At 72.5% G+C, this 24,176-nt stretch carries 18 protein-coding genes; 10 read left to right on the forward strand and 8 right to left on the reverse strand.

All coding sequences use genetic code 11. The features are described from left to right. Positions 1-138 precede the first annotated feature (138 nt). The 3 genes from ACZ9QC_RS25645 to ACZ9QC_RS25655 all read right to left on the reverse strand — a co-directional run bounded on the left by ACZ9QC_RS25645 (position 139) and on the right by ACZ9QC_RS25655 (position 4,336). Positions 139-1,890: an LCP family protein gene (locus tag ACZ9QC_RS25645; protein WP_472915265.1), complete on the reverse strand. Its 1,752-nt coding sequence runs from the start codon at positions 1,888-1,890 to the stop codon at positions 139-141. 244 nt (positions 1,891-2,134) lie between these two features. Further along, entirely contained in the window at positions 2,135-3,331 is a 1,197-nt protein-coding gene (locus ACZ9QC_RS25650; protein WP_472915266.1) for an LCP family protein, read from the reverse strand. A 249-nt stretch (positions 3,332-3,580) separates the two neighbouring features. Then, positions 3,581-4,336 carry a TIGR03089 family protein gene (locus ACZ9QC_RS25655; protein ID WP_472915267.1) on the reverse strand — a complete coding sequence of 252 codons (756 nt, stop codon included), beginning with the start codon at positions 4,334-4,336 and terminating at the stop codon, positions 3,581-3,583. A gap of 120 nt (positions 4,337-4,456) precedes the next feature. Here ACZ9QC_RS25655 and ACZ9QC_RS25660 point away from each other — a divergent pair, with 120 nt between their 5' ends. Both ACZ9QC_RS25660 and manB read left to right on the forward strand, forming a co-directional pair. Beyond that, positions 4,457-5,914 carry a peptidoglycan recognition protein family protein gene (locus tag ACZ9QC_RS25660; RefSeq protein WP_472921808.1) on the forward strand — a complete coding sequence of 486 codons (1,458 nt, stop codon included), beginning with the start codon at positions 4,457-4,459 and terminating at the stop codon, positions 5,912-5,914. Positions 5,915-6,115: 201 nt separating this feature from the next. Then, complete coding sequence (gene manB / locus ACZ9QC_RS25665; protein WP_472915268.1) at positions 6,116-7,198, forward strand: mannose-1-phosphate guanylyltransferase; 1,083 nt, start codon at positions 6,116-6,118, stop codon at positions 7,196-7,198. A gap of 215 nt (positions 7,199-7,413) precedes the next feature. Here the strand turns inward: manB and ACZ9QC_RS25670 are convergent, their stop codons facing one another. From ACZ9QC_RS25670 to ACZ9QC_RS25685, 4 genes are all read right to left on the reverse strand, one after another. Then, complete coding sequence (locus ACZ9QC_RS25670) at positions 7,414-8,415, reverse strand: DNA-3-methyladenine glycosylase family protein (RefSeq protein WP_472915269.1); 1,002 nt, start codon at positions 8,413-8,415, stop codon at positions 7,414-7,416. A 123-nt stretch (positions 8,416-8,538) separates the two neighbouring features. Next, positions 8,539-9,840, reverse strand: a complete 1,302-nt coding sequence (locus ACZ9QC_RS25675; protein ID WP_472921809.1) for a coenzyme F420-0:L-glutamate ligase — start codon at positions 9,838-9,840, stop codon at positions 8,539-8,541. Positions 9,841-9,902: 62 nt separating this feature from the next. Then, complete coding sequence (cofD, locus tag ACZ9QC_RS25680; protein WP_472915270.1) at positions 9,903-10,862, reverse strand: 2-phospho-L-lactate transferase; 960 nt, start codon at positions 10,860-10,862, stop codon at positions 9,903-9,905. A gap of 114 nt (positions 10,863-10,976) precedes the next feature. Then, a complete protein-coding gene (locus tag ACZ9QC_RS25685) occupies positions 10,977-11,474 on the reverse strand; it encodes a cysteine dioxygenase (RefSeq protein WP_472915271.1) in 498 nt (165 codons plus the stop codon). Positions 11,475-12,101: 627 nt separating this feature from the next. Here ACZ9QC_RS25685 and ACZ9QC_RS25690 point away from each other — a divergent pair. The 3 genes from ACZ9QC_RS25690 to ACZ9QC_RS25700 all read left to right on the forward strand — a co-directional run bounded on the left by ACZ9QC_RS25690 (position 12,102) and on the right by ACZ9QC_RS25700 (position 17,734). Beyond that, complete coding sequence (locus tag ACZ9QC_RS25690) at positions 12,102-12,365, forward strand: WhiB family transcriptional regulator (protein WP_003975777.1); 264 nt, start codon at positions 12,102-12,104, stop codon at positions 12,363-12,365. Positions 12,366-12,566: 201 nt separating this feature from the next. Next, entirely contained in the window at positions 12,567-16,199 is a 3,633-nt protein-coding gene (locus ACZ9QC_RS25695) for a glycosyltransferase family 2 protein (protein ID WP_472915272.1), read from the forward strand. Beyond that, a complete protein-coding gene (locus ACZ9QC_RS25700; RefSeq protein ID WP_472915273.1) occupies positions 16,196-17,734 on the forward strand; it encodes a DUF5719 family protein in 1,539 nt (512 codons plus the stop codon). Before ACZ9QC_RS25695 ends, ACZ9QC_RS25700 begins: the two co-directional genes overlap by 4 nt. Before the next feature lie 172 nt (positions 17,735-17,906). Here the strand turns inward: ACZ9QC_RS25700 and ACZ9QC_RS25705 are convergent, their stop codons facing one another. After that, positions 17,907-18,362 (reverse strand): metallopeptidase family protein, encoded by a 456-nt coding sequence (locus tag ACZ9QC_RS25705; RefSeq protein WP_316731763.1) that lies wholly within the window; start codon positions 18,360-18,362, stop codon positions 17,907-17,909. Positions 18,363-18,709: 347 nt separating this feature from the next. On the opposite strand from ACZ9QC_RS25705, the gene ACZ9QC_RS25710 reads away from it, so the two are divergent. From ACZ9QC_RS25710 to ACZ9QC_RS25730, 5 genes are all read left to right on the forward strand, one after another. Continuing rightward, positions 18,710-19,132 carry a DUF3499 domain-containing protein gene (locus ACZ9QC_RS25710; RefSeq protein ID WP_086804662.1) on the forward strand — a complete coding sequence of 141 codons (423 nt, stop codon included), beginning with the start codon at positions 18,710-18,712 and terminating at the stop codon, positions 19,130-19,132. A 263-nt stretch (positions 19,133-19,395) separates the two neighbouring features. Then, positions 19,396-21,012 (forward strand): L-lactate permease, encoded by a 1,617-nt coding sequence (locus ACZ9QC_RS25715; protein ID WP_472915274.1) that lies wholly within the window; start codon positions 19,396-19,398, stop codon positions 21,010-21,012. Between the two features lie 118 nt (positions 21,013-21,130). Next, the gene (locus ACZ9QC_RS25720) at positions 21,131-22,495 is read left to right on the forward strand and encodes a phosphomannomutase/phosphoglucomutase (protein WP_472915275.1); all 1,365 of its coding nucleotides are present in this window, start codon (positions 21,131-21,133) and stop codon (positions 22,493-22,495) included. 209 nt (positions 22,496-22,704) lie between these two features. Beyond that, entirely contained in the window at positions 22,705-22,875 is a 171-nt protein-coding gene (locus ACZ9QC_RS25725) for a Trm112 family protein (RefSeq protein ID WP_005485663.1), read from the forward strand. 109 nt (positions 22,876-22,984) lie between these two features. Then, a complete protein-coding gene (locus tag ACZ9QC_RS25730; RefSeq protein ID WP_472915276.1) occupies positions 22,985-24,112 on the forward strand; it encodes an SIS domain-containing protein in 1,128 nt (375 codons plus the stop codon). Positions 24,113-24,176 lie beyond the last annotated feature (64 nt).

Below are 24,176 nucleotides of genomic sequence, written 5' to 3' on the forward strand. Positions count from 1 at the left end.
CCGCCCCACGGCACTTTCGACGACATTCAGAACCGACCGGGCGGGCGCGTCGTCGCGCCCGCCCGGTGCGTCACCGGATCTCTCGGCTGTCCTGTACTGCTCGCGTCCGGTAGGACGCGCCACGACCCCCTCAGGTCATCAACTGGCGCACTTTTCCTTGTCCGCGGTGTTCTTCTGGACGTCCAGATCGGCCGCCGAGCCGCCGCTGAGCGGCACCCCGGCTCCCTTGAAGTCCTCGCCCAGGGTCAGCACCATCGAGGGCAGGCCCTGGGAGTTGGTCTCGCTGTTGCCCTTGCCGGGCTTCAGCGCGGACGCGGACAGACCCATGAGGTCGGCCAGCTTGCGCGCCTGGTCGGCCTGGTCCGGGTCGTACGCGAGGGTCGTCTTCGTCAACGTCTTGTCGGCGTTGCCGAGTTGGCTGGACTTGGTCACGCCGACATCATTCTGCAGCCAGTTGAGAGTGGCCTGTGCGCTGCCGGCCTTGGCCCCGCCGTTGTAGACGTTGACCCGGACCTCGGAGGCGTCGGCGCGCGAGCCCTTGAGCTTCGCGGCCTCCTTCTCCTTCTGCTGCTTCTTCACCTCGGTGAGCGAGATGTCGTTCCTGATGGTCTCGAAGAGCTGCTCGGCCTTGCCCGGGGTGGGCAGCACGGTCGCGCGGTCGTCGTTGTCGATGACCGGCACGGTGGTGAAGGTGATGTTCTTCGTCTTCACCTTGCCGACCTCCTGGCCGAGCGAGGCCAGCACCTTGATGTCGGAGATCTTGGAGTCGACCGAGAGCGCGCTGGTGGCGGCCTCCGCGAGGTCCAGCACCTTCGTCGGGTCGGTCAGCGTGTCCTTGGACTTCATCTGGCGGATCATCGAGCTGAGGAACTGCTGCTGCAGCTCGATCCGGCTCAGGTCGCTGCCGAGGCCGACGCTGTAGCGGGTGCGCAGGAACGCCAGCGCCTCCTCGCCCTCGATGGTGTGCTTGCCCGCGGTGAGGTCCAGCTTGGACTTGGAGTCCTTGATGTCCTTCTCCAGGCACACCTCGACACCGCCGATGGCCGTGGAGAGCGTCTTCACCGCGTTGAAGTCGGCGACCATGAAGTGGTCCGACTTGATCCCGGTCAGCTCCTCCACCGTGCGCATCGTGCAGCTCGGGGTGCGGCCGTACTGGCCGAGGCTCGTGTTGAACCGGACGTTCGGCGTCCCCGCGATGTTCTTCTTGGAGCCGTCCTCCTGCGTGGTCAGACAGTCGGGGACGTCCACGATCATGTCGCGCGGGATGCTCATCGCGGTCGCGTTCGTACGGTCCTTGGAGACGTGCAGCAGGATCGTGGTGTCGGCGTGGCCGACGCTGTCCTTGTCGCCGTAGCTCCCGTTGCCCGCGCCGGTCCGCTTGTCCGTGCCGATCACCAGCAGGTTGATCGCCCGGTCCTTGCTGAAGCCGCCGGTGCTCGCGCCGTCGTCCGAGATCTTCTGGATGTTGTTGTTGAGGTGCTGGTAGTAGAGGTAGCCCGCGGCGGTCACCCCGACCAGCACGAACGCGAGCGTGCCGCCCGTCCACACCAGTATCCGTTTGCCCGTCGACTTCTTGGGCTTCGTCTTGCCCCGGCCGCCCCGGCGGCCCGGCAGCGGGTCCTCCTCGGGCGTGCCCCGGCGGCGCCGGGGTCCCGGCAGCGTGTCGGGGATCTCCCGGGTGTCCGTGCCCGCCGACGCGGAGCGCGCGGACGTTCCGCCGCCCGCGTTCCTGGCCCCCGCCGCCGCGGGCGTGGCCCGGCGCGGCCTGGGCACCGCCGATTGCGGTGCGGAAGGGGTCAGTCGCAGTTCGTATTCACCGGTGCTCGGGTTGAGTACCCACTGGTCTGCGGGGTCGATGTCGTCCGCCCGCCCACGGCCTTGCGCGTCCACGGTTGTCTGATTCCTCCGTCGGGGCCACGCGGCGCCTTCCCCCTCAAAAGACGCTCGGGTCTCGCTGCAAGTGGTGCGTGACCGGAAGGCCTGACACACCGGATCGCTCACACTAGCCGCACGATCAGGTGTCCAGCGACGGCGGTGACAAATTGCACGTCCCTACAAGCGGGCAATTCGCCCATTTCCTAGAGCATTTGTTCCTTGTGTTGACGTGCGCTTTACATGCGGAACCCCTCCGGAGTCATCCGCAGTCCTTCTCGGCGGCCGTACTGCCGCGGAAAGTCGGTACGGGATCGGGTGTCCCGGAGAGGCTTCCCGAAAGCTTTTCCGCATGCCCTTCCCTTGTCCCCTCGGGGAGTTCACGCGCCACCGCCACGGGTGCGTCGGCGCGCAGCCGTGCGAAAAGGCTCCGCGCCGCCGGCTCGACGAGCTCGTCACGATTGGCGTCGTACGCATACGACTTCCGGGGAACGGTCAGGAATTGCACCTTTTCCATGGGGACAGTGCGCAGGCCCCGCACAAGATCGTAGAGTCCGCGCAGGCTCGCCAGTCCCGGGTCCGTGGTGAGCGACGAGGTGGCCGCGTCGAGCACCGGGTACAGCTTCACGGGATTCAGCAGGACGTCGTTGCCGCGCACCTTCTTCGCCAGCGCCGCGAGGAACCGCTGCTGCCGGTCCATCCGTTCCGTGTCGCTGCCGTCACCCAGTGACTTGCGGGCCCGCACATATCCCAGTGCCTGTTCCCCGTCGAGTTTCACCCTGCCCGCGGGCAGCCGCAGGTCGGCCTGTTTGTCGTGAATGGGTTCGGTGAGGCACACCTCCACCCCGTCCACGGCGTCGACCATCTCCTTGAAGCCGCTGAAGTCCACCACGATGTGATGATCGATCCTGATATCGGTCATGCGCTCGACCGTCCGAATCGTGCAGGCCGAACCGCCGCTCTGGAACGCGTAGTTGAACATGGTGAAGACCGGTTCGGTGTGACTGCCGTCCGGCCGCCGGCAGCTCGGCACGTCCACCATCAGGTCCCGGGGCAGCGACACCGCCGTCGCGCTGCGCCGGTCCGCCGCGAGATGCAGCAGGATCGTCGTGTCGGACCGCTCGGTGCCCGAGTCCCGCCCGTACTCGCCGTTCTCGTCCCCCGACCGCGAGTCCGACCCGATGACGAGGATGTTCTGCGCGCCCCGCACCAGTGCCGTCGGCCGCTCCTTCTCGTACCGCGCCAGCTCGTCCGCCGCCGTCCGGTCGGAGGTGATGTTCCCGTCCAGCTTCTGGTACGCCGCCCACCCCACCCCCAGGGCTCCGGCGACCACCAGGACGGCGCCGGCCCCGACCCACCGTGCCCACCGACGCCGACGGCGACGCCGGGGGCCGAGCCCGGTGGGCGAACCGCCCGCACCGGGCCCCAGCCCACGCGCCTGCCCTCCGACGTCGTCCACTTCCGGCCACCCCTCACGGCGTACGAGCGAGTCGTTGCTCCTACGACGATGGCCCGGGCGGGAGCAGGGGGCGGCCGGTGCTAGGCCGAACGGGGGATGGCCGCGCCCCGAAGGGGCGCGGGGAACTGCGCGAGCAACCACGACGCACCCGCGGCCGCCGACGGACCTCACTCCCCAGGGCGGCTCCGCGAGCCGGACCCCCGCTACCGCGGCCCCGCGGCGTCAGCGCGCACAGTCACCGAGAACACGTCACCGCGAGACCGAAGTGACCCGCTCGCTGTCGATCCGCTTGGCGAGGGCGTCCTCCCCCAACCGCTCAAGATGCCGACACAGCACCACGGACCCCCCACTGGCGAGCGGCCCGTACATCCCGGCGGCCAGCCCTTCCCACGTGTCGTACCCCAGCCCCGACAGCAGACGGGACCCCGGCCCCGTCAGCCCCAGTCCGGCGGCTTCGGCCCGGGCCCGCTCCACGACCTCCGCCCCGCTGAACTCCCGCCCGGCCACGACCAGCGCCGCGTCCTCGGGATCCACCGGCGCGTACGCCACGAACCGGTCCCCCTGCGACGGCACCTCGACGGCGTAGTCCGCGAACCCGGCGGGCGCCTGCGGGAACCGCCCCCCGAGCGGCCGCAGCGCGAGAGCGATCCGCTCCCCGGAGCACGCCCGGGCCGCGTCCAGCGTGTCCGGTCCGCTCACCACGACATCGGCCGCCGCCGGGTCGCCGCCGACCTCGGCGACCACCCCGACCGATGAACAGGCGAGCAGCCACACCGCCGTCTGCCAGTGCGCCGGCAGCAGCAGCGCGACCCGGTCGCCCGGCTCGGCCGACAACTCGCCCTGGAGGAGGTTCGCGGTCTTGGCCACCCAATTGGCGAAGGTGGCCACGGACAATTCGACCCGTTCGCCCGTGGCGTCGTCGTAGAAGGTCACCAGCGGGCGCGCGGGATCCGCGGCCAGCGCGGATCGCAGCAGGTCGGCAGGGGTGCGGTCGGTGGTGTTCATCCGCGTAAGGGTACGCGGGGACCGCCGCGCCCGTGGTTCCCGGCGGACCGGAAAGCTAACCGGTTCGGCGGAGCGGAACCGACGACCCGTCAATTCCGCAATGGACAGATATGTATGACTATGTCCAGGATCGGACGCATGCGTAGATCACGATTCCTCGCGTCCTCGATCGGCGTCACCTGCGCCGCGGCACTCGCCCTCCCGGCGGCTCTCCCGGCGACGGCCTCCGCGGCGACCCCGACGGACTCGTCCTCCGCGGCGGTCCACACCCCGGCGCGATCCTCGACCCCCACCCATCCGCTCGCGCTCGCCCCCGCGTCGGGCAGCACACAGTCGCTCCCTCTCGTCCCGCTGGGAGCGGACCGCAACCTCGGCCCGGCCGCCCCCGAACAGGGCCTCGGCAAGCGGGACGTACGGTCGTTCTCCCTCGTCGGCGTCGTCTGGGACAACCCGGACGCCGAGCTGGAGGGCCGCGTCCAGGTCCGCACCCGTGCGACGGACACCGCCCGCTGGTCCGGCTGGCAGGACGTCGAGACGCACAACCACGAGCACGCCGCCGACCCGGACACCGCCGAACGCTCCTCGGGCCGGGTGCGCGGCTCCACCGCTCCGCTGTGGGTCGGCGACTCGGACGGCGTCGAGGTGCGCGTGCGCGCCGAGACCCGGGGCCGTACGGCCGCTCCGGGCGTCCAGTTGCTCCCGGACGGCCTACGTCTGGAGCTGGTCGACCCAGGCGTCGGCGCCCCCGGCGGCGCGGCGGGACCGGCTGCCGTGACGGGTGCCGCGCACATCGCGGAACCCCCGCCCGTCGGCACCGTGGACGCCCCCAGGCTGGGCACGCTGACCGTCGAGTCGGCCGCCGCCTCCGCCGTGAACGCCGATCTCGCGCCGCTCGGCTCCACCGCCATCCCGCCGCTCTCGCGCAAGGAGACGGTGGAGCGGCTGGCGACGGCGGTGCCCGGTGCGAAGCCGTACATCGGGCCGCGTCCCCGCATCGTCACGCGGGCCGGCTGGGGAGCCGACGAGAAGCTGCGCGAGCGCGACTTCCGCTACACCAAGCGGGTCAGCGCGGCCTTCGTGCACCACACCGCGTCGGGCAACAACTACAAGTGTGCGCAGGCCGCTTCGGTCATTCGCAGTATCTACCGCTACCACGTCGTGAGCAGCGGCTGGCGCGACATCGGCTACAACTTCCTCGTCGACAAGTGCGGAAACATCTACGAGGGACGCGCGGGTGGTGTCGCGAAGCCCGTCATGGGTGCCCACACCCTCGGTTTCAACACGAACAGCATGGGTGTCGCGGTCATCGGCAGTTTCAGCAGCACCAAGCCGCCCGCTGCGACGGTCAAGGCGATCGCGCAACTAACAGCCTGGAAACTGGGTCTTTACGGAGCGAACCCGAAGGGGAAGACATACCTCACCTCGGGTGGCGGCAATCTCTACCCAAAAGGCAAGAAGGTACGACTGAACGTGATCTCCGGCCACCGTGACGGGTTCGCGACCGAGTGCCCGGGGGGGCGCCTTTACGGAAAGCTCGGTACGGCCCGTTCGGAGGCGGCCCGCTTGCAGGGCCGGTGACCGGTCGGAGGTCACGCGGACACCACACACAGCACAGGTCGAGGGCGCGCCCGTCGCGCCCTCGACGCACACCACCGTTGACGTGCCTCATGGCACGTCAACAGCCATACGCACGGCCGCGAAGGCGCCATGGAACGGTCTGCATACACTGGCCGGTCGAATGACAGTTCGGCCGGTCCCGGCAGGAAGCAGAGACGACAGGTGACAGAAGCGATTCTCCTGGTCGGCGGCAGAGGTACCCGGCTGCGTCCGCTCACGGTGCACACACCGAAGCCCATGGTCCCGGCGGCCGGAGTCCCTTTCCTCACGCACCAGCTGGCGAGAGCCAGATCGGCGGGCGTGGACCACATAGTCCTCGCCACCTCCTACCTCGCCGAGGTCTTCGAACCCCACTTCGGCGACGGTTCCGCCCTCGGCCTCCACCTCGAGTACGTCACGGAGGAGGAGCCGCTGGGCACGGGCGGCGCGATCCGCAACGCCGCCTCGCACCTCCACTCCGGCCCCGAGGACCCCGTCCTCGTCTTCAACGGCGACATCCTCACCGGCCTGGACATCCGCCGCCTGGTCGCCACCCACGAGACGACCGGCGCGGACGTCTCCCTGCACCTCACCCAGGTGACCGACCCCCGCGCCTACGGCCTTGTCCCCACCGACGAGACCGGCCGGGTCCTGGCCTTCCTGGAGAAGCCCCAGACCCCCGAGGAGATCGTCACCGACCAGATCAACGCGGGGGCGTACGTCTTCCGCCGCTCGGTCATCGACACGATCCCGGCGGGCCGCCCGGTCTCGGTGGAACGCGAGACGTTCCCGGACCTCCTCGCCGCGGGCGCCCACCTCCAGGGCATGGTCGACTCCACGTACTGGCTGGACCTCGGCACCCCCGCGGCCTTCGTCCGCGGCTCCGCCGACCTGGTCCTCGGCCGCGCCCCGTCCCCGGCCGTCCCGGGCCGCTGCGGCGACCGGCTGATCCTGCCCACGGCCCGGGTCGCGGGCGACGCCAAGCTGACCGGCGGCACGGTGGTGGGCGAGGGCGCGTTCGTCGGCGAGGGCGCCCGGGTCTCCGGCAGCACGGTCCTGGCGGGCGCGGTCGTCGAACCCGGCGCCGTCATCACCGACTCCCTGATCGGCGCCCGCGCCCGCATCGGCGAACGCTCCGTCCTCACGGGCGCGGTCGTCGGCGACGGCGCGATCATCGGCGCCGACAACGAACTCCGCACAGGGGTCCGAGTCTGGTGCGACGCCCAAATCCCCACGGGGGCGCTCCGCTTCTCGTCGGACCAGTAACTGCCGGCGCGTTGTCGGGTGCGGGTTCGGTGGGGCTTCTCGCGCAGTTCCCCGCGCCCCTGAAGAGCAGGGGCCGCGCCCCGTGCTTTTCGATGAAGGGCCGAAGGCACCTTCAGGGGCGCGGGGAACTGCGCGACCAGCCCCCACCGGACGGACGCTGGGGGTCGAAGGGGGCGCAGCCCCTGGGGACGGGACGGGTAGGGGCGGCGGGGGCGCTACAACTTCCCGATGTCCCACCGAGGCATCTTCGGCACCCTCCGCCCCGGCACCCGCCCCGACAACAGAATCAACCGAGCCGCCCGATGCCGCTGCCCCGCATACGGCTCCAACAGCGACAACATCACCGAGTCGTCCGCATCCCGATCCCCCGCCAACGCGAACCCCACGATCCCCGGCAGATGCAGATCCCCCGTGGTCACCTCGTCCGCCGCCCCATGACTGCGCTGCACGGTCTCCGCCGAGGTCCACGGCCCGACCCCCGGCACCACTTCCAACCGCGCCCGCGCCTCCACCGGCGACATCCCCACGGCCTCCTCCAGCCGCCCCGCCACCCGCACCGCCCGCAGGATCGTCGACGCCCGCTTGTCGTCGACCCCGGCCCGATGCCACTCCCAGGACGGGATCAGCGCCCACTCCCGGGCCCCCGGCATCACACACATCCGCCCCGGTGCGGGCCCCGGCGCCGGCTCGCCGAACTGCCGTACGAGCAGCCGCCACGCCCGATACGCCTCGTCCGTCGTGACCTTCTGCTCCAGGACCGACGGAATCAACGACTCCAGCACCAGCCCGGTCCGCGTCAGACGCAACCCGGGCCGCCGCCGCCAGGCCATCGCCACGACCCGGTGCCGGGGCGCGAAGGCCTCTGGCTCGTCCGACGCGCCGAGCATCGTGGGCACCTGATCGAGCAGCCACTCGGCCCCCGGCCCCCAGGCATCCGCCTCGACGACCCCGCCCCGCAGCGCGACCCGCAGCGTCCCCGCGCCGACCGGCGTACGACAGGCCCGCCACACGGACCCGTCCGGCATGGCGCGGAAGGTCGGATCCCCGGGCCCCCGCCGCAGCGGCCCCAGCACGAGCCCCAGATCGAGCGCTCCCTCGGGCACCCAGGTCCGCCGCCGCCCGGCCACGGCCCCTTGCCGGGGCACCCCACCGGGCACGACGACATGCCCACCCCGCACGGTCGCACGAGTGGGCCGCTGAGGAAATCGTCCGGCCACGAAGAGGTCCTAGGTAGTGAAGGGCGCCCTATGAGCGTAGGGGTGTTTCAGGAGCGGGAGGAACCGCGCAGCGGTGACGCCCAAGGGGGCGCGGGGAACCGCGCGAGAAGCCCCACACACCCGTCACCGCACCTCGATGAACGCCCCCGCATCCCGCTCCCCCCGAGCCGGAGGCGCCCCGGCCGCGTGCCCCACGGCCACCGCCCCCATCGGATCCCACTCCGCCGGCAGCCCCAGCACCTCCCGTACGACATCCCGGCAGAACATCGTCGACGACACCCACGCGGACCCCAGCCGCTCCCCGGCCAGCGCGACCAGGAAGTTCTGCACGCCGGCCCCGGTGGCGACGACGAACATCTCCCGCTCGGCCGCGTCCCGCCGCGTGTCCCCGTAGACGTGCGAGCCGTCCATCACCAGACACGGCACCACCAGATACGGCGCGTTGCGCAGCACGTCCCCGCGCCGCACCCGCTTCGCGATGGACTCCTCGCTCTTGCCGTCCCGCCGCAGATCCGCGATCCACGCGTCCCGCATGGCGTCGAGCAGCCGCACCCGCGACTCCTCGGACTCCAGCAGCACGAACCGCCACGGCGTCGTGTGGTGCGGCGCCGGCGCGGTCACGGCCGCGGCCACGGCCCGCCGCACCGCGCCGGGGTCGACCGGCTCGTCCGTGAACGCCCGGACCGTACGCCGCTGGGTCACCGCCAGCCGTACGGCCTCGGAGGTGCCGAGCCGGAACATGTCGTCCGCCGCGCCCCGGACCAGGGCCCGGGTCCCCTCGCCGGCGTCCTCGGCCACCACCTGCGCGAGCCCCCGGACCACGGCGACCGGCAGCCCACCGGCCTTGCCCTTCACCAGGTCACCGGCGCCGGCCAGCTCGTCGGCGGTGGCGACGACGGTCGCGCTGAGCGGATTGCCGTGCGCGTCGGTGCCGCCGCGCAGGTCGTCGAGGACCCGCACCCCGGCCGCGCCGATGGCGACGTCCGTCAGCCCGCTGCGCCAGGGTCGTCCGAACGTGTCGGTGACCAGGACCCCGACCTCGACGCCGAGCGCGTCCCGGATGCCGTCCCGGATCGCCCGCGCGGAGGCATCGGGGTCCTCGGGCAGCAACAGCACGGTCCCGGAAGGGGTGTTGGAGGCGTCGACCCCGGCCGCGGCCATGACGAGCCCCTGCCGGTTCTCCACGATCCGCAGCGGCCCGCGGCGGGCCACCACCCGCACGGTCTCGGCGTCGATCGCGGCCTCCCGGTCGGCCGCCTCGACCACCCGTCCCTCCGCCTTGGACACGATCTTGGAGGTGACGAGCACCACGTCCCCGTCGGCCAGCCGAGGTTCGGCGGCGGCGATCAGCTTGGCCAGATCGTCCCCCTGCTGGACCTCGGGGATCCCGGTCGGCGCCCAGACCCGGTAGGCGGGACCGGGCAGACCGTCCGAGGCCGCCCGCCCCTCTCCGCCCGTATCCCCGAGCCCACCGCTCAGCCCGTCGCTCACGCTCCGCGTACCTCCTGTGCCAGTGCCAGCGCCTCACGTGCCATCTGCGCCGTCGCGTCCACGTCGGTCATCATCAGGGGCACGGCCCGGCACCGGATCCCGGCCGTCTCGACCCGCTCGACGACGCCCGCGTCCACCGTGTCGACGAGCCAGCCGTCCAGCAGCCCGGAGCCGTAGTGCTCCGCGACGGCGGCGGCCGTGGACTCGACGCCGACGGCGGCGAGGACCTTGTCGGCCATACCGCGCACGGGCGCGTCGCCGACGATGGGGGAGAGGCCGACGACGGGGACCCCCGCCTCGGCGATCGCCTCCCGGATGCCGGGCACGGCGAGGATGGTGCCGACGGAGACGACGGGGTTCGACGGCGGGAAGAGGATCACGTCCGCCTCGGCGATCGCCTCCAGGACCCCGGGCGCCGGCTTCGCCTGCTCGGCGCCGACGGGCACGATCGCCTCGGCCGGCACGGAGGCCCGCAGCCGTACCCAGTACTCCTGGAAGTGGATCGCCCTGCGCTCGCCGTCCTGCTCGACGGCGACATGGGTCTCGACACGGTCGTCGGTCATCGGGATGAGCCGCACGCCGGGCTTCCACCGGTCGCACAGGGCCTCGGTGACGGCGCTCAGCGGATATCCGGCGCCGATCATCTGGGTCCGCACGATGTGCGTGGCGAAGTCCCGGTCGCCGAGCCCGAACCACTCGGGCCCGACGCCGTACGCGGCCAGCTCCTCCTTGAGGTGGAAGGTCTCGTCGGCCCGGCCCCAGCCCTGCTCCTCGTCGATGCCGTCGCCGAGGGTGTACATCACCGTGTCGAGGTCCGGGCAGACCTTCAGCCCGAAGAGGTGGATGTCGTCCCCGGTGTTGCCGATGACCGTGATGTCCGCGTCCGGCGCGGCCCGCTTCAGACCGCGCAGGAACCGGGCACCACCGATGCCGCCTGCCAGAACCACAATGCGCATGGCACTCAGTCTCGCAGGCGGGTGCGACAACGGGTCCCCCGGCCGCGATCACGACCGGTTTCGCGCGCTCCCGGTGGAGGGGCCCCGCGGGCTCGGCGGGGCCCGGGTGACCGCTCAGGCCGTGACGGTCGCCGTCCGCGCCGCGCAGGCCTTCGTGTGCATCGGCATGTCCGTCAGGCCGGGGTAGTAGACGTGCAGGCTGATGGCCGGCTCCAGCGTGTCGTTGACGACCTCGTGCGCGTAGCCCGGCGCGAACACCCGCTGCGCGCCCGCGTCGAGCACGCGCGTGCCCCGGTCGGTGCGCTCGGTCAGCGTGCCGTCGAGCACGGTCAGCACGCCGGAGGAGCCCCCGTGGTCGTGCAGCCCGGTGCCCTGGCCCGGCACCCAGGACAGCAGCCACACCTCGTACCCGGGCCCGGTCTGCAGCCGGTGGTACCAGCGGGTGGTCGCGTCGTACTCGACGAGGTGCTCCCACCGGGAGCGGTCGTCGGCGAGGGAACGGGCCAGGCCCGCGAACTCGGCCACGGTGACGGGGTGTTGGCGCGGCGCCTGGAGGAGGTGCGGTACTTCGAGGAGGTCGCCGGCGATCTGGAGGTCGCTGTCGCTGTTCATGAAGAGAGGTGGTCCTCAACGATGAGTGCGTGGGGGAGGGCTGGGTTTCGCGTGCGGGAACAGCAGCCGAGCCGGGACGGGCTCAGTGGCAGCCGGAGCGGGGAAGGCTCAACAGCTGGGACAGCAACAGCTACAGCGGCAGCGGGCAGCACCGTGGGACCCGGCGGTCCGGGTCGTGGTGAGTGCCAAGTGCGCGAGCATGCCCACAAGCACAGCGGTTCACACCTCCGCTGTCAACTTCGCGTCCGGTATGTGGATGCCCGTTCACCTCTTCCGGTGCAACCGCACGGTGAAAGGTTTGTGCTGGGGGAGTCGGGGACACATGGGGCACAACCCGGAACGAGCGAGTCGGATCGGGTCGGAACGAGATCGAACTCCTGGGCGTCTTTCCCCGTAAGGAAGGGTGATCCGGTGAGAACTCCCCTCTGCGGCTGCGCTGCTGTCAGGTTTATGCCGATTTGAACACTTTCCGCATAGCCTTGGTTCCGCAGAGTGAATAAGGGGCTCAATAGCAGATCTCGGCTTGACTCGCCCGTAGCAGCACACTTGTAATTTCACTCGTGTCGTTCAGCCGAAATCGGTAACGGCCGCACGACGGGGACGCGAAAAGACGGACGAGGGGCGCACATGACCGAGCTCGTGCAGCAACTGCTGGTCGACGACGCGGACGAGGAACTCGGCTGGCAGGAGCGCGCGCTGTGCGCCCAGACCGATCCCGAGTCCTTCTTCCCCGAGAAGGGCGGCTCGACCCGCGAGGCCAAGAAGGTCTGCCTCGCCTGTGAGGTCCGCTCCGAATGCCTCGAATACGCGCTCGCGAACGACGAGCGGTTCGGCATCTGGGGCGGCCTGTCGGAGCGCGAGCGCCGTCGTCTCAAGAAGGCGGCCGTCTGACCCGTCCCGGAACCCGACCCGTCCCGGGAGCAGTCGAACAGAAACAACCGAACATGTCCGGCCCGTCGCGCGTGGGTTGTCCACAGGCGGCGGGCCGCCGTGCTGCTCAGCCGTTAGTGTGGGCCCTCGTCCGAGACGTCCCGCTGTCCTCGCCGGACACAGACGTCCACCACAGTCCACCGAACCGGGGCCCGTACCTCGATGTCCGTGCACAGCCACACCGCAGCCCACCACGACGCTGCCACGCCCGAATTCCCACGTCATGTGGTGACCGCGGTCCTCGTCGCGCACGACGGCGCGCGCTGGCTGCCCGACGCGCTCGCCGGGCTGCTCGGCCAGGAGCGTCCCGTCCAGAGCGCCATGGCGGCCGACACCGGCAGCGCGGACGACTCCGCCCAGCTCCTCTCCGACGCCCTCGGCGCGGACCGCGTCCTGCACCTCGCCCGGCGCACCGGCTTCGGCCAGGCCGTCGAGGAGGCCAACCGGACCGCGGGCGTCCTCACCCAGGACGACCTCGCCTACCTCCGCCGCCCCAGCGGCTGGGACCCGGTCACCCGCAGCTGGCGCGACGACGCGTACGACATGCCCGAGCTCCCCCACGGGGAGCCGGTCCAGTGGCTGTGGCTGCTGCACGACGACTGCGCCCCCGAACCCGACGCCCTCGCCGAACTGCTGCGGGTCGTGGAGAACGAGCGCGAGCTGGGCCGTGACGACGTCGCCGTCGTCGGCCCCAAGCTGCGCGGCTGGTACGACCGCCGTCAGCTCCTGGAGGTCGGCGTCACCATCGCCCCCTCCGGCCGCCGCTGGACCGGCCTCGACCGCCGCGAGCAGGACCAGGGCCAGCACGACCACGTGCGGCCCAGCCTCGCCGTGTCCACCGCAGGCATGCTGATCCGCCGCGACGTCTTCGAGGAGCTGGGCGGCTTCGACCGCCGACTGCCCCTCATGCGGGACGACGTCGACCTGTGCTGGCGCGCCACCGCCGCCGGACACCGTGTTCTCGTCGCCCCCGAGGCCGTCGTCCGGCACGCCGAGGCATCCTCGCGCGAGCGCCGCACCGTCGACTGCGTGGGCCGCAGCGCCGCCTCCCCGCACATGGTCGACAAGGCGGGCGCGGTCTACACCCTCCTCGTCAACTCCCGCACGGCACAGCTCCCCTGGGTGCTGCTGCGCATCGTTCTCGGCACCCTGCTCAGGGTCGTCGCGTATCTCGTCGGCAAGGTCCCCGGACAGGCCGTCGACGAGGTCCGGGGCCTGCTGAGCGTGCTGCTGCGGCCCGAGCGGATCATCGCCGGTCGGCGCAGACGAGGCCGTTCACAGCTGGACAAGGGCGAGCTGCGGGCGCTGTTCCCGCCGCCCGGAGCGACCGTCCGGGCCACCGTCGAACAGGCCGCCGGTGATCTGTTCGGCCGTTCCGACGCCGAGACCTCCCCGGCCGGACGGCACGGCGGCGGGATCGAGTCGGGCCCCGGCGACGACGACGCCGAGTTCCTCCAGGTCGAGCAGTTCGCCCGGCTCAAGCGGGTCGCACGCGCCCCCGGCCCCGTCCTCTTCGCCCTCCTGCTGCTCGCCTCGCTCGTCGCCTGCCGTGGACTGCTCGGCGGTGGCGCGCTGGCCGGCGGTGCCCTGCTGCCCGCGCCCGCGGACTCCGCCGAGCTCTGGTCGCGCTACCTCGACGCCTGGCACCCGGTCGGCGCGGGCGACGCCGAGGCCGCTCCGCCGTATCTGGCCGTCGTGGCGCTGCTCGCCTCGCTGCTGTTCGGCTCCACCGGGCTCGCGGTCACCGTCCTCCTCGTGGCCTCCGTGCCGCTGGCCGGCTTCACCGCGTACTTCGCCTCCCGCCGCCTGGTCGAGTCCCGGCTGCTGCGCGCCTGGGCCGCGATCGCGTACGCCTTCCTGCCGGCCGTCACCGGCGCGCTCGCGACCGGCCGCCTGGGCACCGCCGTCCTCGCGATCCTGCTGCCCCTCATCGCCCGCGCGGGCGCCGCGGCCGCGGGGCTCACGAACAGCACGGGGGCGCGCGGCAGTTGGCGCGCCACCTGGGCGTACGCGCTGCTGCTGACGATCACCACCGCGTTCACCCCGATCGTGTGGCCCATCGCGCTGCTCCTCGGCCTCGGGCTCCTCGTCGTGCGCCGCCGCGAGATCACCGCCTACGGCCTGCGCTTCCTCGCCCAGCTGGGCACGCCGCTGCTGATCCTCGCCCCCTGGTCGCTGACGCTGCTGCCGTTCGGCTTCTTCGAGGAGGCCGGCCTGGAGTACGGCTCCGGCACGGCCTCGGCGACCGATCTGCTCGGCATCAGCCCCGGCGGACCCGGCACGGTCGGCGGGCTCACGCTCATCGGCGTCGTCCTGGCCGCCCTGGCCGCCCTGCTGCGCGCGGAACGGCAGCCGGCCATCCGGACCGCCTGGACGGCCGCCCTGGTGGCCCTCGTCCTCGCGGTCCTCTCCAACGGCTCCACCTGGGCCGGCCCCGCGACGCTCGTCTACGGCCTCGCCCTCCTCGCCGCCGCCACGCTGGGCGCCGACGGTGCCCGCCACCGCGTGGCCGAGCAGAGCTTCGGCTGGCGCCAGCCGGTCGCCGTGCTCATCGCGCTCGCCGCCGCCGTCGGCCCGCTGCTGGCCGCCGCCGGCTGGGTGCTCGGCGGTGCCGACGGCCCCCTGGAGCGCCGCGACCCCGTCCAGGTGCCCGCGTTCGTCGCCGAGGAGAGCGGCACCCGCGACCAGGCCCGCACCCTGGTCCTCGACAGCGACTCCACCGCCGAGGTCGGCTACACCCTGGTCCGCGGTTCCGGCGTCCGCCTCGGTGACGCCGAACTCACCGCCGGCGCCGGGGAGAACGAGCGGCTCGACAAGGTCGTCGCCAACCTCGTGGCAGGCTCCGGCGCCGACCAGACCGACGAACTCGGCGGCTTCGCCGTGCGCTACGTCCTCGTCCGGCCCGGCGCGCCCCGCGAGGTCAGCCGCGTCCTGGACGCCACACCCGGCCTGAGCAGGCTCAGCCAGCAGGACGGCAGCGCCCTGTGGCGGGTCGACCGCCAAGTCGCGCGCGTCACGATCGAGGCCTCCTCCGGCGCCCCCCGGGCCGTCGCCGCCGGCCCCGTAGAGGTGCACACCACCGTTCCGGCCGGTGGCTCGGGCCGGGTCCTGCGTCTCGCCGACACCGCCGACGAGTCCTGGACGGCCACCCTCGACGGCAAGCCCCTCACCCCGACCACGGTCGACGGCTGGGCCCAGGGCTTCCAACTGCCCGTCGACGGCGGCAGGCTGGACGTCACCTTCGACGCCCCGGTGACCCACACCGGCTGGCTGTGGACCCAGGGCTCGCTCGCCGTCGTCCTCGTGGTCCTCGCCCTGCCGGGCCGCCGCCGGGACGTCGACGACGACCTCCCCGACGAGCCCGTCGCCGTGCCCGCTGAGGACCTCACCGGTGACGGCCGTCGCGCCCGCCGGCTGCGCGCCCAGGCGGAGGCGGAGGCCGAACAGTCCACCGACGCGGGCCTCCCGTCCCCGGCGGAGGAGGTTCCGGCCGGGGCCCCCGTCCCGCAGCAGCAGCCGTACGGGGAGTGGGCGACCGCGGACCAGGCGGGCGCCGAGTACGGCCACTACGACCAGGCCTACCAGGGCGGACAGCAGTACCCGGCGGGCACCTACGACCAGCAGCACTACCAGGCCGACCCCTACCAGGGCGCCCAGTACGACCCGTACGCCACCTACGGCAACCACACGGCCTCGTACGACCAGACGTACGCCCAGGGCTACGACGCGACGTACGACCCGTCGCACCGCACCGGCGCCGCCGACACCGAGCGCCCCGACGGGAGCCAGCAGTGAACCGCCAGACCCTGTCCCTGATCGCCGGCGCGACCGCCCTCGCCGCCGTCACCGGCTTCGCCACGCTCTCCGCGCCCGACGCCTCGGGCGGCGACACCACGGCGAAGGCGGCCGCCCAACTGCCCGTGCAGCGGACGAATCTGCTCTGCCCGCAGCCCAGCACCTCTGACGTCGCGGAGACGGCGTACACCGCGTTCACCCCCGTCACCGAGGGCACCGGCGAAGAGGGCGGCGCGGAACTCGTCGCGGCGGGCGGGGGATCGACAGCTCCCGACGAGAGCGGCGATGCCGGCAAGGACGACAAGGGCGAAAAGGGCGGCGACAGCGGCAAGGGCAAGGCCGCCAAGCCGGTCATCGAGGTCAAGGAGCCCGGCAAGCCCGTCACCGACAGCACCGACGGCGGTGACTCGCCCGCGCTGATCGGCACCGCCGAGGGGAAGTTCGCGCCCGGCTGGACGGTCCAGGAGACCACCGAGGTCGCCGCCGGCACCGGCCGCGGTCTGCTCGGCGTCAACTGTGCCGCCCCCGACACGGAGTTCTGGTTCCCGGGAGCGAGCACGGCCGCGGGCCGCACCGACTACGTCCACCTCGTCAACCCGGACGACTCGGCGGCCGTCGTCGACATCGAGCTCTTCGGCAAGGACGGCGCCCTGAAGTCCACGGTCGGCGACGGCATCACGGTGCAGCCCAGCTCCGACGAGCCGGTCCTGCTGTCGACGCTCGCCACGGCGAAGGAGGCCGACCTCACGGTCCACGTCAGCGTCCGCAGCGGCCGGGTCGCCGCCGCGGTCCAGGCCCTCGACGACAAGCAGGGCGGCGACTGGCTGTCCGCCGCGGCCGACCCGGCCGGCAGCCTCGTCTTCCCCGGCATCCCCAAGGACGCCTCCTCCGTCACCCTGGTCGCGTACGCCCCCGGCGAGACCGACGCCGACCTGAAGCTCCGCCTCAACTCGCCCAACGGCCCGATCACCCCGGCAGGCAACGAGACGCTGCACGTCAAGGGCGGCATGACCGCCACCGCCGACCTGGGCGACATCACACGTGGCGAGCCCGGATCCCTCGTCCTCACCCCCACCGGCGACTCGGTCCCGGTGGTGGCCGCCCTCCGGGTCGTCCGGGGCAAGGGCGCGAGCCGGGAGACGGCCTTCATCCCGGCGACCCGCGCGGTCGGCGCGCGTGCCACGGTCACGGACAACCGCGCCAAGGGCACGACCCTGGCCCTCACGGCGCCCACCGCCGCGGCCAAGGTCAAGATCACCGCGTCCGCCGGCAGCGGGGGAGGTGAGGCCACGACGAAGACCTTCACGATCAAGGCCGGCACCACCCAGAACGTGGAGATGCCCGCCCCGAACGGCCTCAGGGGCGCCTACGCGCTCACCGTGGAGTCGACGTCGGGCGGCCCCGTCTACGCCTCCCGCACCCTGGAATCCAAGTTCGACAACATCCCCGCCTTCACCATCCAGACCCTCCCGAACGACCGAGGCACGGTAGCGGTCCCGAAGGCCCACCAGGACCTGTCGATCATGCAGCGCTAGGGGGGGGGAACGGGGTCCCCTGAGTGGCCGTAGGCCCTCAAGGGGCGCGGGGAACTGCGCGAGAAGCCCCACCGGACGAACGCTTGGGGGTCGAAGGGGCGCAGCCCCTGGGGGATGGGAAGGGTAGGGGCGGCGGGGGCGAAATCCCTCCGGGGCGCGCCCCACCCCCCGGTCAGTCCTCCCCGTACCGAGGATCCACAGTCTCCGGATTCAGCCCCAACAACTCGGCAACCTGCTCCACCACGACCTCATGCACCAGCGCGGCCCGCTCCTCCCGCCCCTTGGTACGGATCTCCACCGGCCGCCGATACACGACCACCCGAGCCGGCCGTCCCTCCCGCGCCCCCACGATCCCCCCGAGCGGCACCGCCTCGTCGTTCCACGCCCCGTCCGACGGCCCGTCGAGCCGCGGCACCTCCAGCACGAGGAAGTCGATGTCGGCCAGCTGCGGCCACCGCCGCTCCAGCCGCTCCACGGAGTCCTGCACGAGATCGGCGAAGACGTCCGCGCGGCTCGCCGCGAGCGGCACCTGCGGCGGCGCGATCGGCCCGCGCATCCCCCTGCCGTGCCGATCACGGCGGCGGGGCCCGGGTGCGGAGGCGGCGCGGGGCGGTACGAGGTCGTCCATCACCTGTGAAGCGTAGTCCCCGGACGGTCCGCCCGCCCGGCTCCACACTCCCGGCCGCGCCCCCCGGACCCGCACCGCTGACCTGGCATGTCCAACCGGCGCGCCGTACGGCGGTACTCCGGCGCGCCGGTTTGCGTGTCGCCGGATGACCATTCCAGCCAAGGTTGGGCTCGTTTCCGTATCTCCACGAGACCGGCGAACTCGCGCCAATTGGCCTGGTTTGTACAGAAAATTGATCGCGATCGGCGTCGTTCGGCATTCCGGACGCGGGGTTACTCGCAGGTCAACGCCGTGGGTTCGGAGGGGCGTGTGGGGCGTTTCACAGCACGACACGGGGGAGTGACCTGGTGCAGAGTCGTCGCGGCCCGCTCAAGAGTGCGGTACCGTCCAACGTCGTGAGCCCTGTACGTCGCTGTTCGCGCACCGCTTGCGGCCGCCCCGCCGTCGCGACGCTGACGTACGTCTACGCCGACTCGACCGCGGTCCTCGGCCCCCTCGCCACCTACGCCGAACCCCACTGCTACGACCTGTGCGCCGAGCACTCCGAGCGCCTCACCGCGCCGCGCGGCTGGGAGGTCGTACGGCTGCTGGACGCCTCGGCCCCCGCGCGCCCCAGCGGTGACGACCTGGAGGCCCTCGCCAACGCCGTGCGCGAGGCGGCGCGTCCGCAGCAGCGTGCGGCCGAGGCCGGTGGCGGTGCCCGCACGGCCGACCCCATGGAGGTCGCCCGGCGCGGCCATCTCCGGGTGCTGCGCTCCCCGGACAACTGAGCACGCGCTCCCCGACGGCCGACCCCCGGACGCACCTCGCGAACTGAAGCCCCGCGAGGGCTCGTTGCGGTGAGCCGGTGAGCCCGTGAATCCGTCCCGTCGCCGTCCGTCCCGTCGCCCTCCATCCTGTCGTGGCTGTTTCCGTTCGCGCCGTTCCGCTCCGTGGCGCGCACCCGTTGACGTCCTGTTGGTGTGGACGCGATCATTCCGGGCGCCCGTGCCGTGAGAAGCCGCTTCCGTATCGCGGAATCTGGGGAGGCTCCGTGTACGTCCAGCAACTGGAACCCGTGGCCGGTTCACTCGGCCTGTCCGCCCTCGTCGCGACCCTGCCCCTGGTCACCGTCCTGGTCCTGCTCGGCGGTGTGCGACTGAAAGCCCATCTGGCAGGCCTCGTCGGCCTTCTGGCGGCCCTTCTGGTCGCCTGGCTCGCCTTCCGCATGCCGCTCGGCCAGACGCTCTCCAGCGCCGCCCAGGGGGCCGCTTTCGGCCTCTTCCCGATCATGTGGATCGTCGTCAACGCCCTGTGGGTGTACCGGATGACCGTCCACACCCGGCACTTCGACATCCTGCGCCGCTCCTTCGGACGGCTCTCCGACGATCCGCGCATCCAGGCGCTCGTCGTCGCGTTCTGCTTCGGCGCGCTCCTGGAAGCCCTCGCCGGCTTCGGCGCGCCGGTCGCCATCTGCTCCGTCATGCTCGTCGCGCTCGGCTTCGCACCGGTGAAGGCCGCCGTGGTCGCCCTGGTCGCCAACACCGCGCCCGTCGCCTTCGGCGCCATGGGCACCCCGGTCGTCACCCTCGCCCAGGTCACCGAACTGCCCCTGGACACCGTCGCGTCCGTGGTCGGCCGCCAGACGCCGCTGCTCGCCCTCGTGGTGCCCCTGGTCCTGGTCTGGCTCGTCGACGGGCGGCGCGGGCTGCGCGAGACCTGGGCGCCCGCTCTGGCCTGCGGACTCGCCTTCGCCGTCGCCCAGTTCATCGCCTCCAACTACGTCTCCGCGCAACTCGCCGACATCGGCGCCGCCTTGCTGGGCGCGGGCGCCCTCGTCGCCATGCCCCAGGCGCGACGCCCCGCCGCCGAGCCCGTACGCGCCGCCGTCCTGACCGGCGTACGCGGCGACGACCTCGACGAGCGGGACCTCCGGCGCGAAGTCCTGCGCGCCTACGCCCCGTACGCGCTGATCGTCGTGATCTTCTCCGTCGCCCAGATCCCGGCGGTGAAGGGCCGGCTGGCCGGGGCGACGCGGACGTACGACTGGCCCTTCCTGAACGTCGCGGACCCCACCGGCGACCCCGTGGGAGGCAACGTCTTCACCTGGCCGATCGTGTCCACCGGCGGCACGCTGGTGCTGCTCGCCGGTGTGTGCACGGCCGTCGTCCTGGGGGTCCACGCGCGCGTGGCGGTCAGGGAGTGGGCCGCGACGGTCCACGAACTGCGGTTCGCGATCCTCACCGTGACGTCCGTGCTCGCCCTCGCCCACGTCATGAACCTCTCCGGACAGGCCGCCACCATCGGCCACTTCGTGGCGGCGGCCGGCGCGGGACTCGCCTTCCTGTCGCCCGTCCTCGGCTGGTTCGGCGTCGCGGTCACCGGCTCGGACACCTCCGCCAACGCGCTGTTCGGCGCCCTCCAGGTGAGCGCGGCCCGCGAGTCGGGCCTGTCGCCCGAACTGCTCGCCGCCGCCAACAGCTCCGGCGGGGTCCTCGGCAAGATGATCTCCCCGCAGAACCTCACCATCGCCTGCGCCGCCGTCGGCCTCGCCGGGCGAGAGGGCGACCTGCTGCGCAAGGTGCTGCCATGGAGCCTCGGGCTGTTGCTGGTGATGTGTCTGATCGTGGTGGGGCAGAGCACGCCCGTACTGGAATGGATGCTTCCGTGAGGGCTCTCCGGCCGGGACCGGCGCCGTCCCGGGCGGCCACTCGGAGGTACCACCGTCGGTCGTCGGTCCGCCCGGGTAGTTTGGGGTGATCCGGTGGGGACTTCAGGAGGGTGTGGCCGTGGCGGCTGATCTGTCGACGATCGTGAAGGCGTACGACGTACGCGGGGTGGTCCCGGACCAGTGGGACGAGCCCCTGGCCGAGCTCTTCGGCGCGGCCTTCGCCCAGGTGACCGGCGCGGACGCCGTCGTGGTCGGCCACGACATGCGGCCCTCCTCGCCCGGCCTGTCCCGCGCCTTCGCACGCGGCGCGGCGGCGCTCGGCGTGGACGTCACCGAGATCGGCCTCTGCTCCACGGACCAGCTCTACTACGCGTCGGGCGCGCTGAACCTGCCCGGCGCGATGTTCACCGCCTCCCACAACCCCGCCCAGTACAACGGCATCAAGATGTGCCGGGCCGGAGCCGCCCCCGTCGGCCAGGACACCGGTCTCGCCGAGATCCGCGAGCTGGTCGAGGCCTGGAGCGAGTCGGGAGCCCCGGCCCCGGCCGCCACACCGGGGACGATCACCCACCGGGACACGTTGGAGGACTACGCGGCGCACCTGCGCGGCCTCGTCGACCTCACCTCCGTCCGCCCCCTGAAGGTCGTCGTCGACGCGGGCAACGGCATGGGCGGCCACACCGTCCCCACCGTCTTCGCGGGCCTGCCGCTGGACCTGGTCCCGATGTACTTCGAGCTGGACGGCACGTTCCCGAACCACGAGGCCAACCCCCTCGACCCGGCGAACATCGTCGACCTCCAGAAGCGCGTCCGCGAGGAGGGCGCCGACCTCGGCATCGCCTTCGACGGCGACGCCGACCGGTGTTTCGTGGTCGACGAGCGCGGCGACGCCGTCTCGCCCTCCGCGATCACCGCCCTGGTCGCCTCCCGGGAACTCGCCAAGCACGGCGGCAAGGGCACGGTCATCCACAACCTGATCACCTCCTGGTCCGTCCCGGAGGTGGTGCGCGAGAACGGCGGCACGCCGGTGCGCACCCGTGTCGGCCACTCCTTCATCAAGGCCGAGATGGCCAGATCCGGCGCCATCTTCGGCGGCGAGCACTCCGCCCACTACTACTTCGCGGACTTCTGGAACGCCGACACGGGCATGCTGGCCGCCCTCCACGTCCTCGCCGCCCTCGGCGGCCAGGACGGCCCCCTCTCCGGCCTCCTCGCCGAGTACGACCGCTACGCCGGCTCCGGCGAGATCAACTCCACGGTCGCCGACCAGTCGGACCGCCTGGCCGCGATCCGCTCCGCGTACGAGAACCGCGAGGACCTCACCCTCGACGACCTCGACGGCCTCACGGTCTCCGCCACCGACTGGTGGTTCAACGTCCGCCCCTCCAACACGGAACCCCTCCTGAGACTGAACGCGGAGGCGAGGGACGAGTCGACGATGGCAAGGGTGAGGGACGAGGTCCTGGCGATCATCAGGGCGTGACCGCGCCCTGAAGGGGCGCGGGGAACTGCGCGACAGCCCCCACCGGAGGGACGTCCGGGGGTCGAAGGGGCGCAGCCCCTTGAGGGAGGGACGGGTAAGGGCGGCGCGGGCGAAAACGGCACCGGCCCCCAACCCCGGCGCCAACCCCCGCACGGCGGTACTCTGACCAGGCCGCACCGCACGAACCCGCCCCCCGAAGGGACCCCGACATGCCGCTCGAAGCCGGCCTCCTGGAGATCCTCGCCTGCCCGGCGTGCCACGCCCCCCTCACGGAGGAGGACACCGAGCTGACCTGCACGAGCCAGGACTGCGGCCTCGCCTACCCGATCCGGGACGGCATCCCCGTGCTCCTCGTCGACGAGGCCCGCCGCCCCGCGTGACCCGCAGGTCCCGCGCGATCACGCTCACGCGCAAGGCGTAACCCCGCACGAGCCGGGAAACCCGGCGAAAAGGCGCATCAGGGCACCCGGCGATCGGAGGCTGCCGCCCATGCTCGACGAATCGCTGCTAGACACCCCCGACGCCCTGTCGGAGGCGGACCGCCGCGACCTGCTCCGCGGCGCCGCCGAGGCAGGCGCCCGGGTCCGCACGGCCATCCGTCTCGGCACCGAGGCCGGCATCCCCGACCTGAAACCCGACGGCAGGCCACGCGCCCTCATGATCGCGGGCCCCGGCATGGCCTCCGCGGGCGTCGCCGACCTGCTCGGCGCCCTCGCGGGATCCAGCTGCCCCATCACCCGCCTGCACCCCACCGGCGTCGCCCCCGCGGCGGGCGCCCTGCGCTGGGACCTCCCGGGCTGGGCGGGCTCGGTCGACCTCCTCCTGATCGCCACCGCCGACGGCGCCGAACCCGGCCTGTCGCTCCTGATCGACCAGGCCTACCGCCGCGGCTGCACGGTCGTCGCCGTCGCCCCGCCCCGCACCCCGGTCGCCGAGGCCGTGGAAGGCGCCCACGGACTCTTCGTACCGATGGCGACAGGCCCGTACGAGCAGGAGGTGCCCCTCGGCGCCGCCGCCCCCGGCGTGCTGTGGGCGCTGCTCACCCCGATGCTCGCGCTGCTGGACCGCACCGGCGTGGTCGCCGCCGCGCCGGACGCCCTGCAGAAGGTCGCCGACCGCCTCGACCACGTCGCCGAGCGCTGCGGCCCCGCCATCGCCACCTACGGCAATCCGGCCAAGACGCTCGCCGCCGAGCTGGCCGACGCCCTTCCGGTGATCTGGACCGAGGGCCAGGCCGCGGGCCCCGTGGGCCGCCGTTTCGCCTCCGCGCTCGCCGAACTGGCGGGGCGCCCGGCCCTCGTCGCCCAGCTGCCGGAGGCGCTCGCCTCGCACAGGGTGCTGCTGTCCGGTCCGCTCGCCGCGAGCGCCGACCCCGACGACTTCTTCCGCGACCGCGTCGAGGACCCGCCCGCCCTCCACGCGCGCGTGGTGCTCCTGCGCGACCGCCCCACCGGTGGCCTCAGCGCCGTCCCGGCCGCCCGCGAGCTGGCCCTCGGCCACGACACCGCGATCAGCGAGCTGGAACCCGAGGAGGGCAGCGACCTGGAGACCCTCGCGGAGATGATCGCCATCACTGATTTCGCCGCCGTTTACCTGTCGCTCGCTTCCGGAGCCTGATCCTCACGGACGCTTCCGAAGCCCGACCCGCGCGGAGCCCGGTCCCGACCTCGACCGGGGCCCG

The organism is Streptomyces sp. HUAS MS02, from assembly GCF_055702265.1.

Coding starts and splice junctions, on each gene's coding strand:
- ACZ9QC_RS25730 (WP_472915276.1), top strand. CDS start 22,985: ATGCTCGACGAATCGCTGCTAGACACCCCCGACGCCCTGTCGGAGGCG.
- cofD (WP_472915270.1), bottom strand. CDS start 10,862: ATGCGCATTGTGGTTCTGGCAGGCGGCATCGGTGGTGCCCGGTTCCTG.
- ACZ9QC_RS25685 (WP_472915271.1), bottom strand. CDS start 11,474: ATGAACAGCGACAGCGACCTCCAGATCGCCGGCGACCTCCTCGAAGTA.
- ACZ9QC_RS25705 (WP_316731763.1), bottom strand. CDS start 18,362: ATGGACGACCTCGTACCGCCCCGCGCCGCCTCCGCACCCGGGCCCCGC.
- ACZ9QC_RS25690 (WP_003975777.1), top strand. CDS start 12,102: ATGACCGAGCTCGTGCAGCAACTGCTGGTCGACGACGCGGACGAGGAA.
- ACZ9QC_RS25655 (WP_472915267.1), bottom strand. CDS start 4,336: ATGAACACCACCGACCGCACCCCTGCCGACCTGCTGCGATCCGCGCTG.
- ACZ9QC_RS25725 (WP_005485663.1), top strand. CDS start 22,705: ATGCCGCTCGAAGCCGGCCTCCTGGAGATCCTCGCCTGCCCGGCGTGC.
- ACZ9QC_RS25695 (WP_472915272.1), top strand. CDS start 12,567: ATGTCCGTGCACAGCCACACCGCAGCCCACCACGACGCTGCCACGCCC.
- ACZ9QC_RS25660 (WP_472921808.1), top strand. CDS start 4,457: ATGTCCAGGATCGGACGCATGCGTAGATCACGATTCCTCGCGTCCTCG.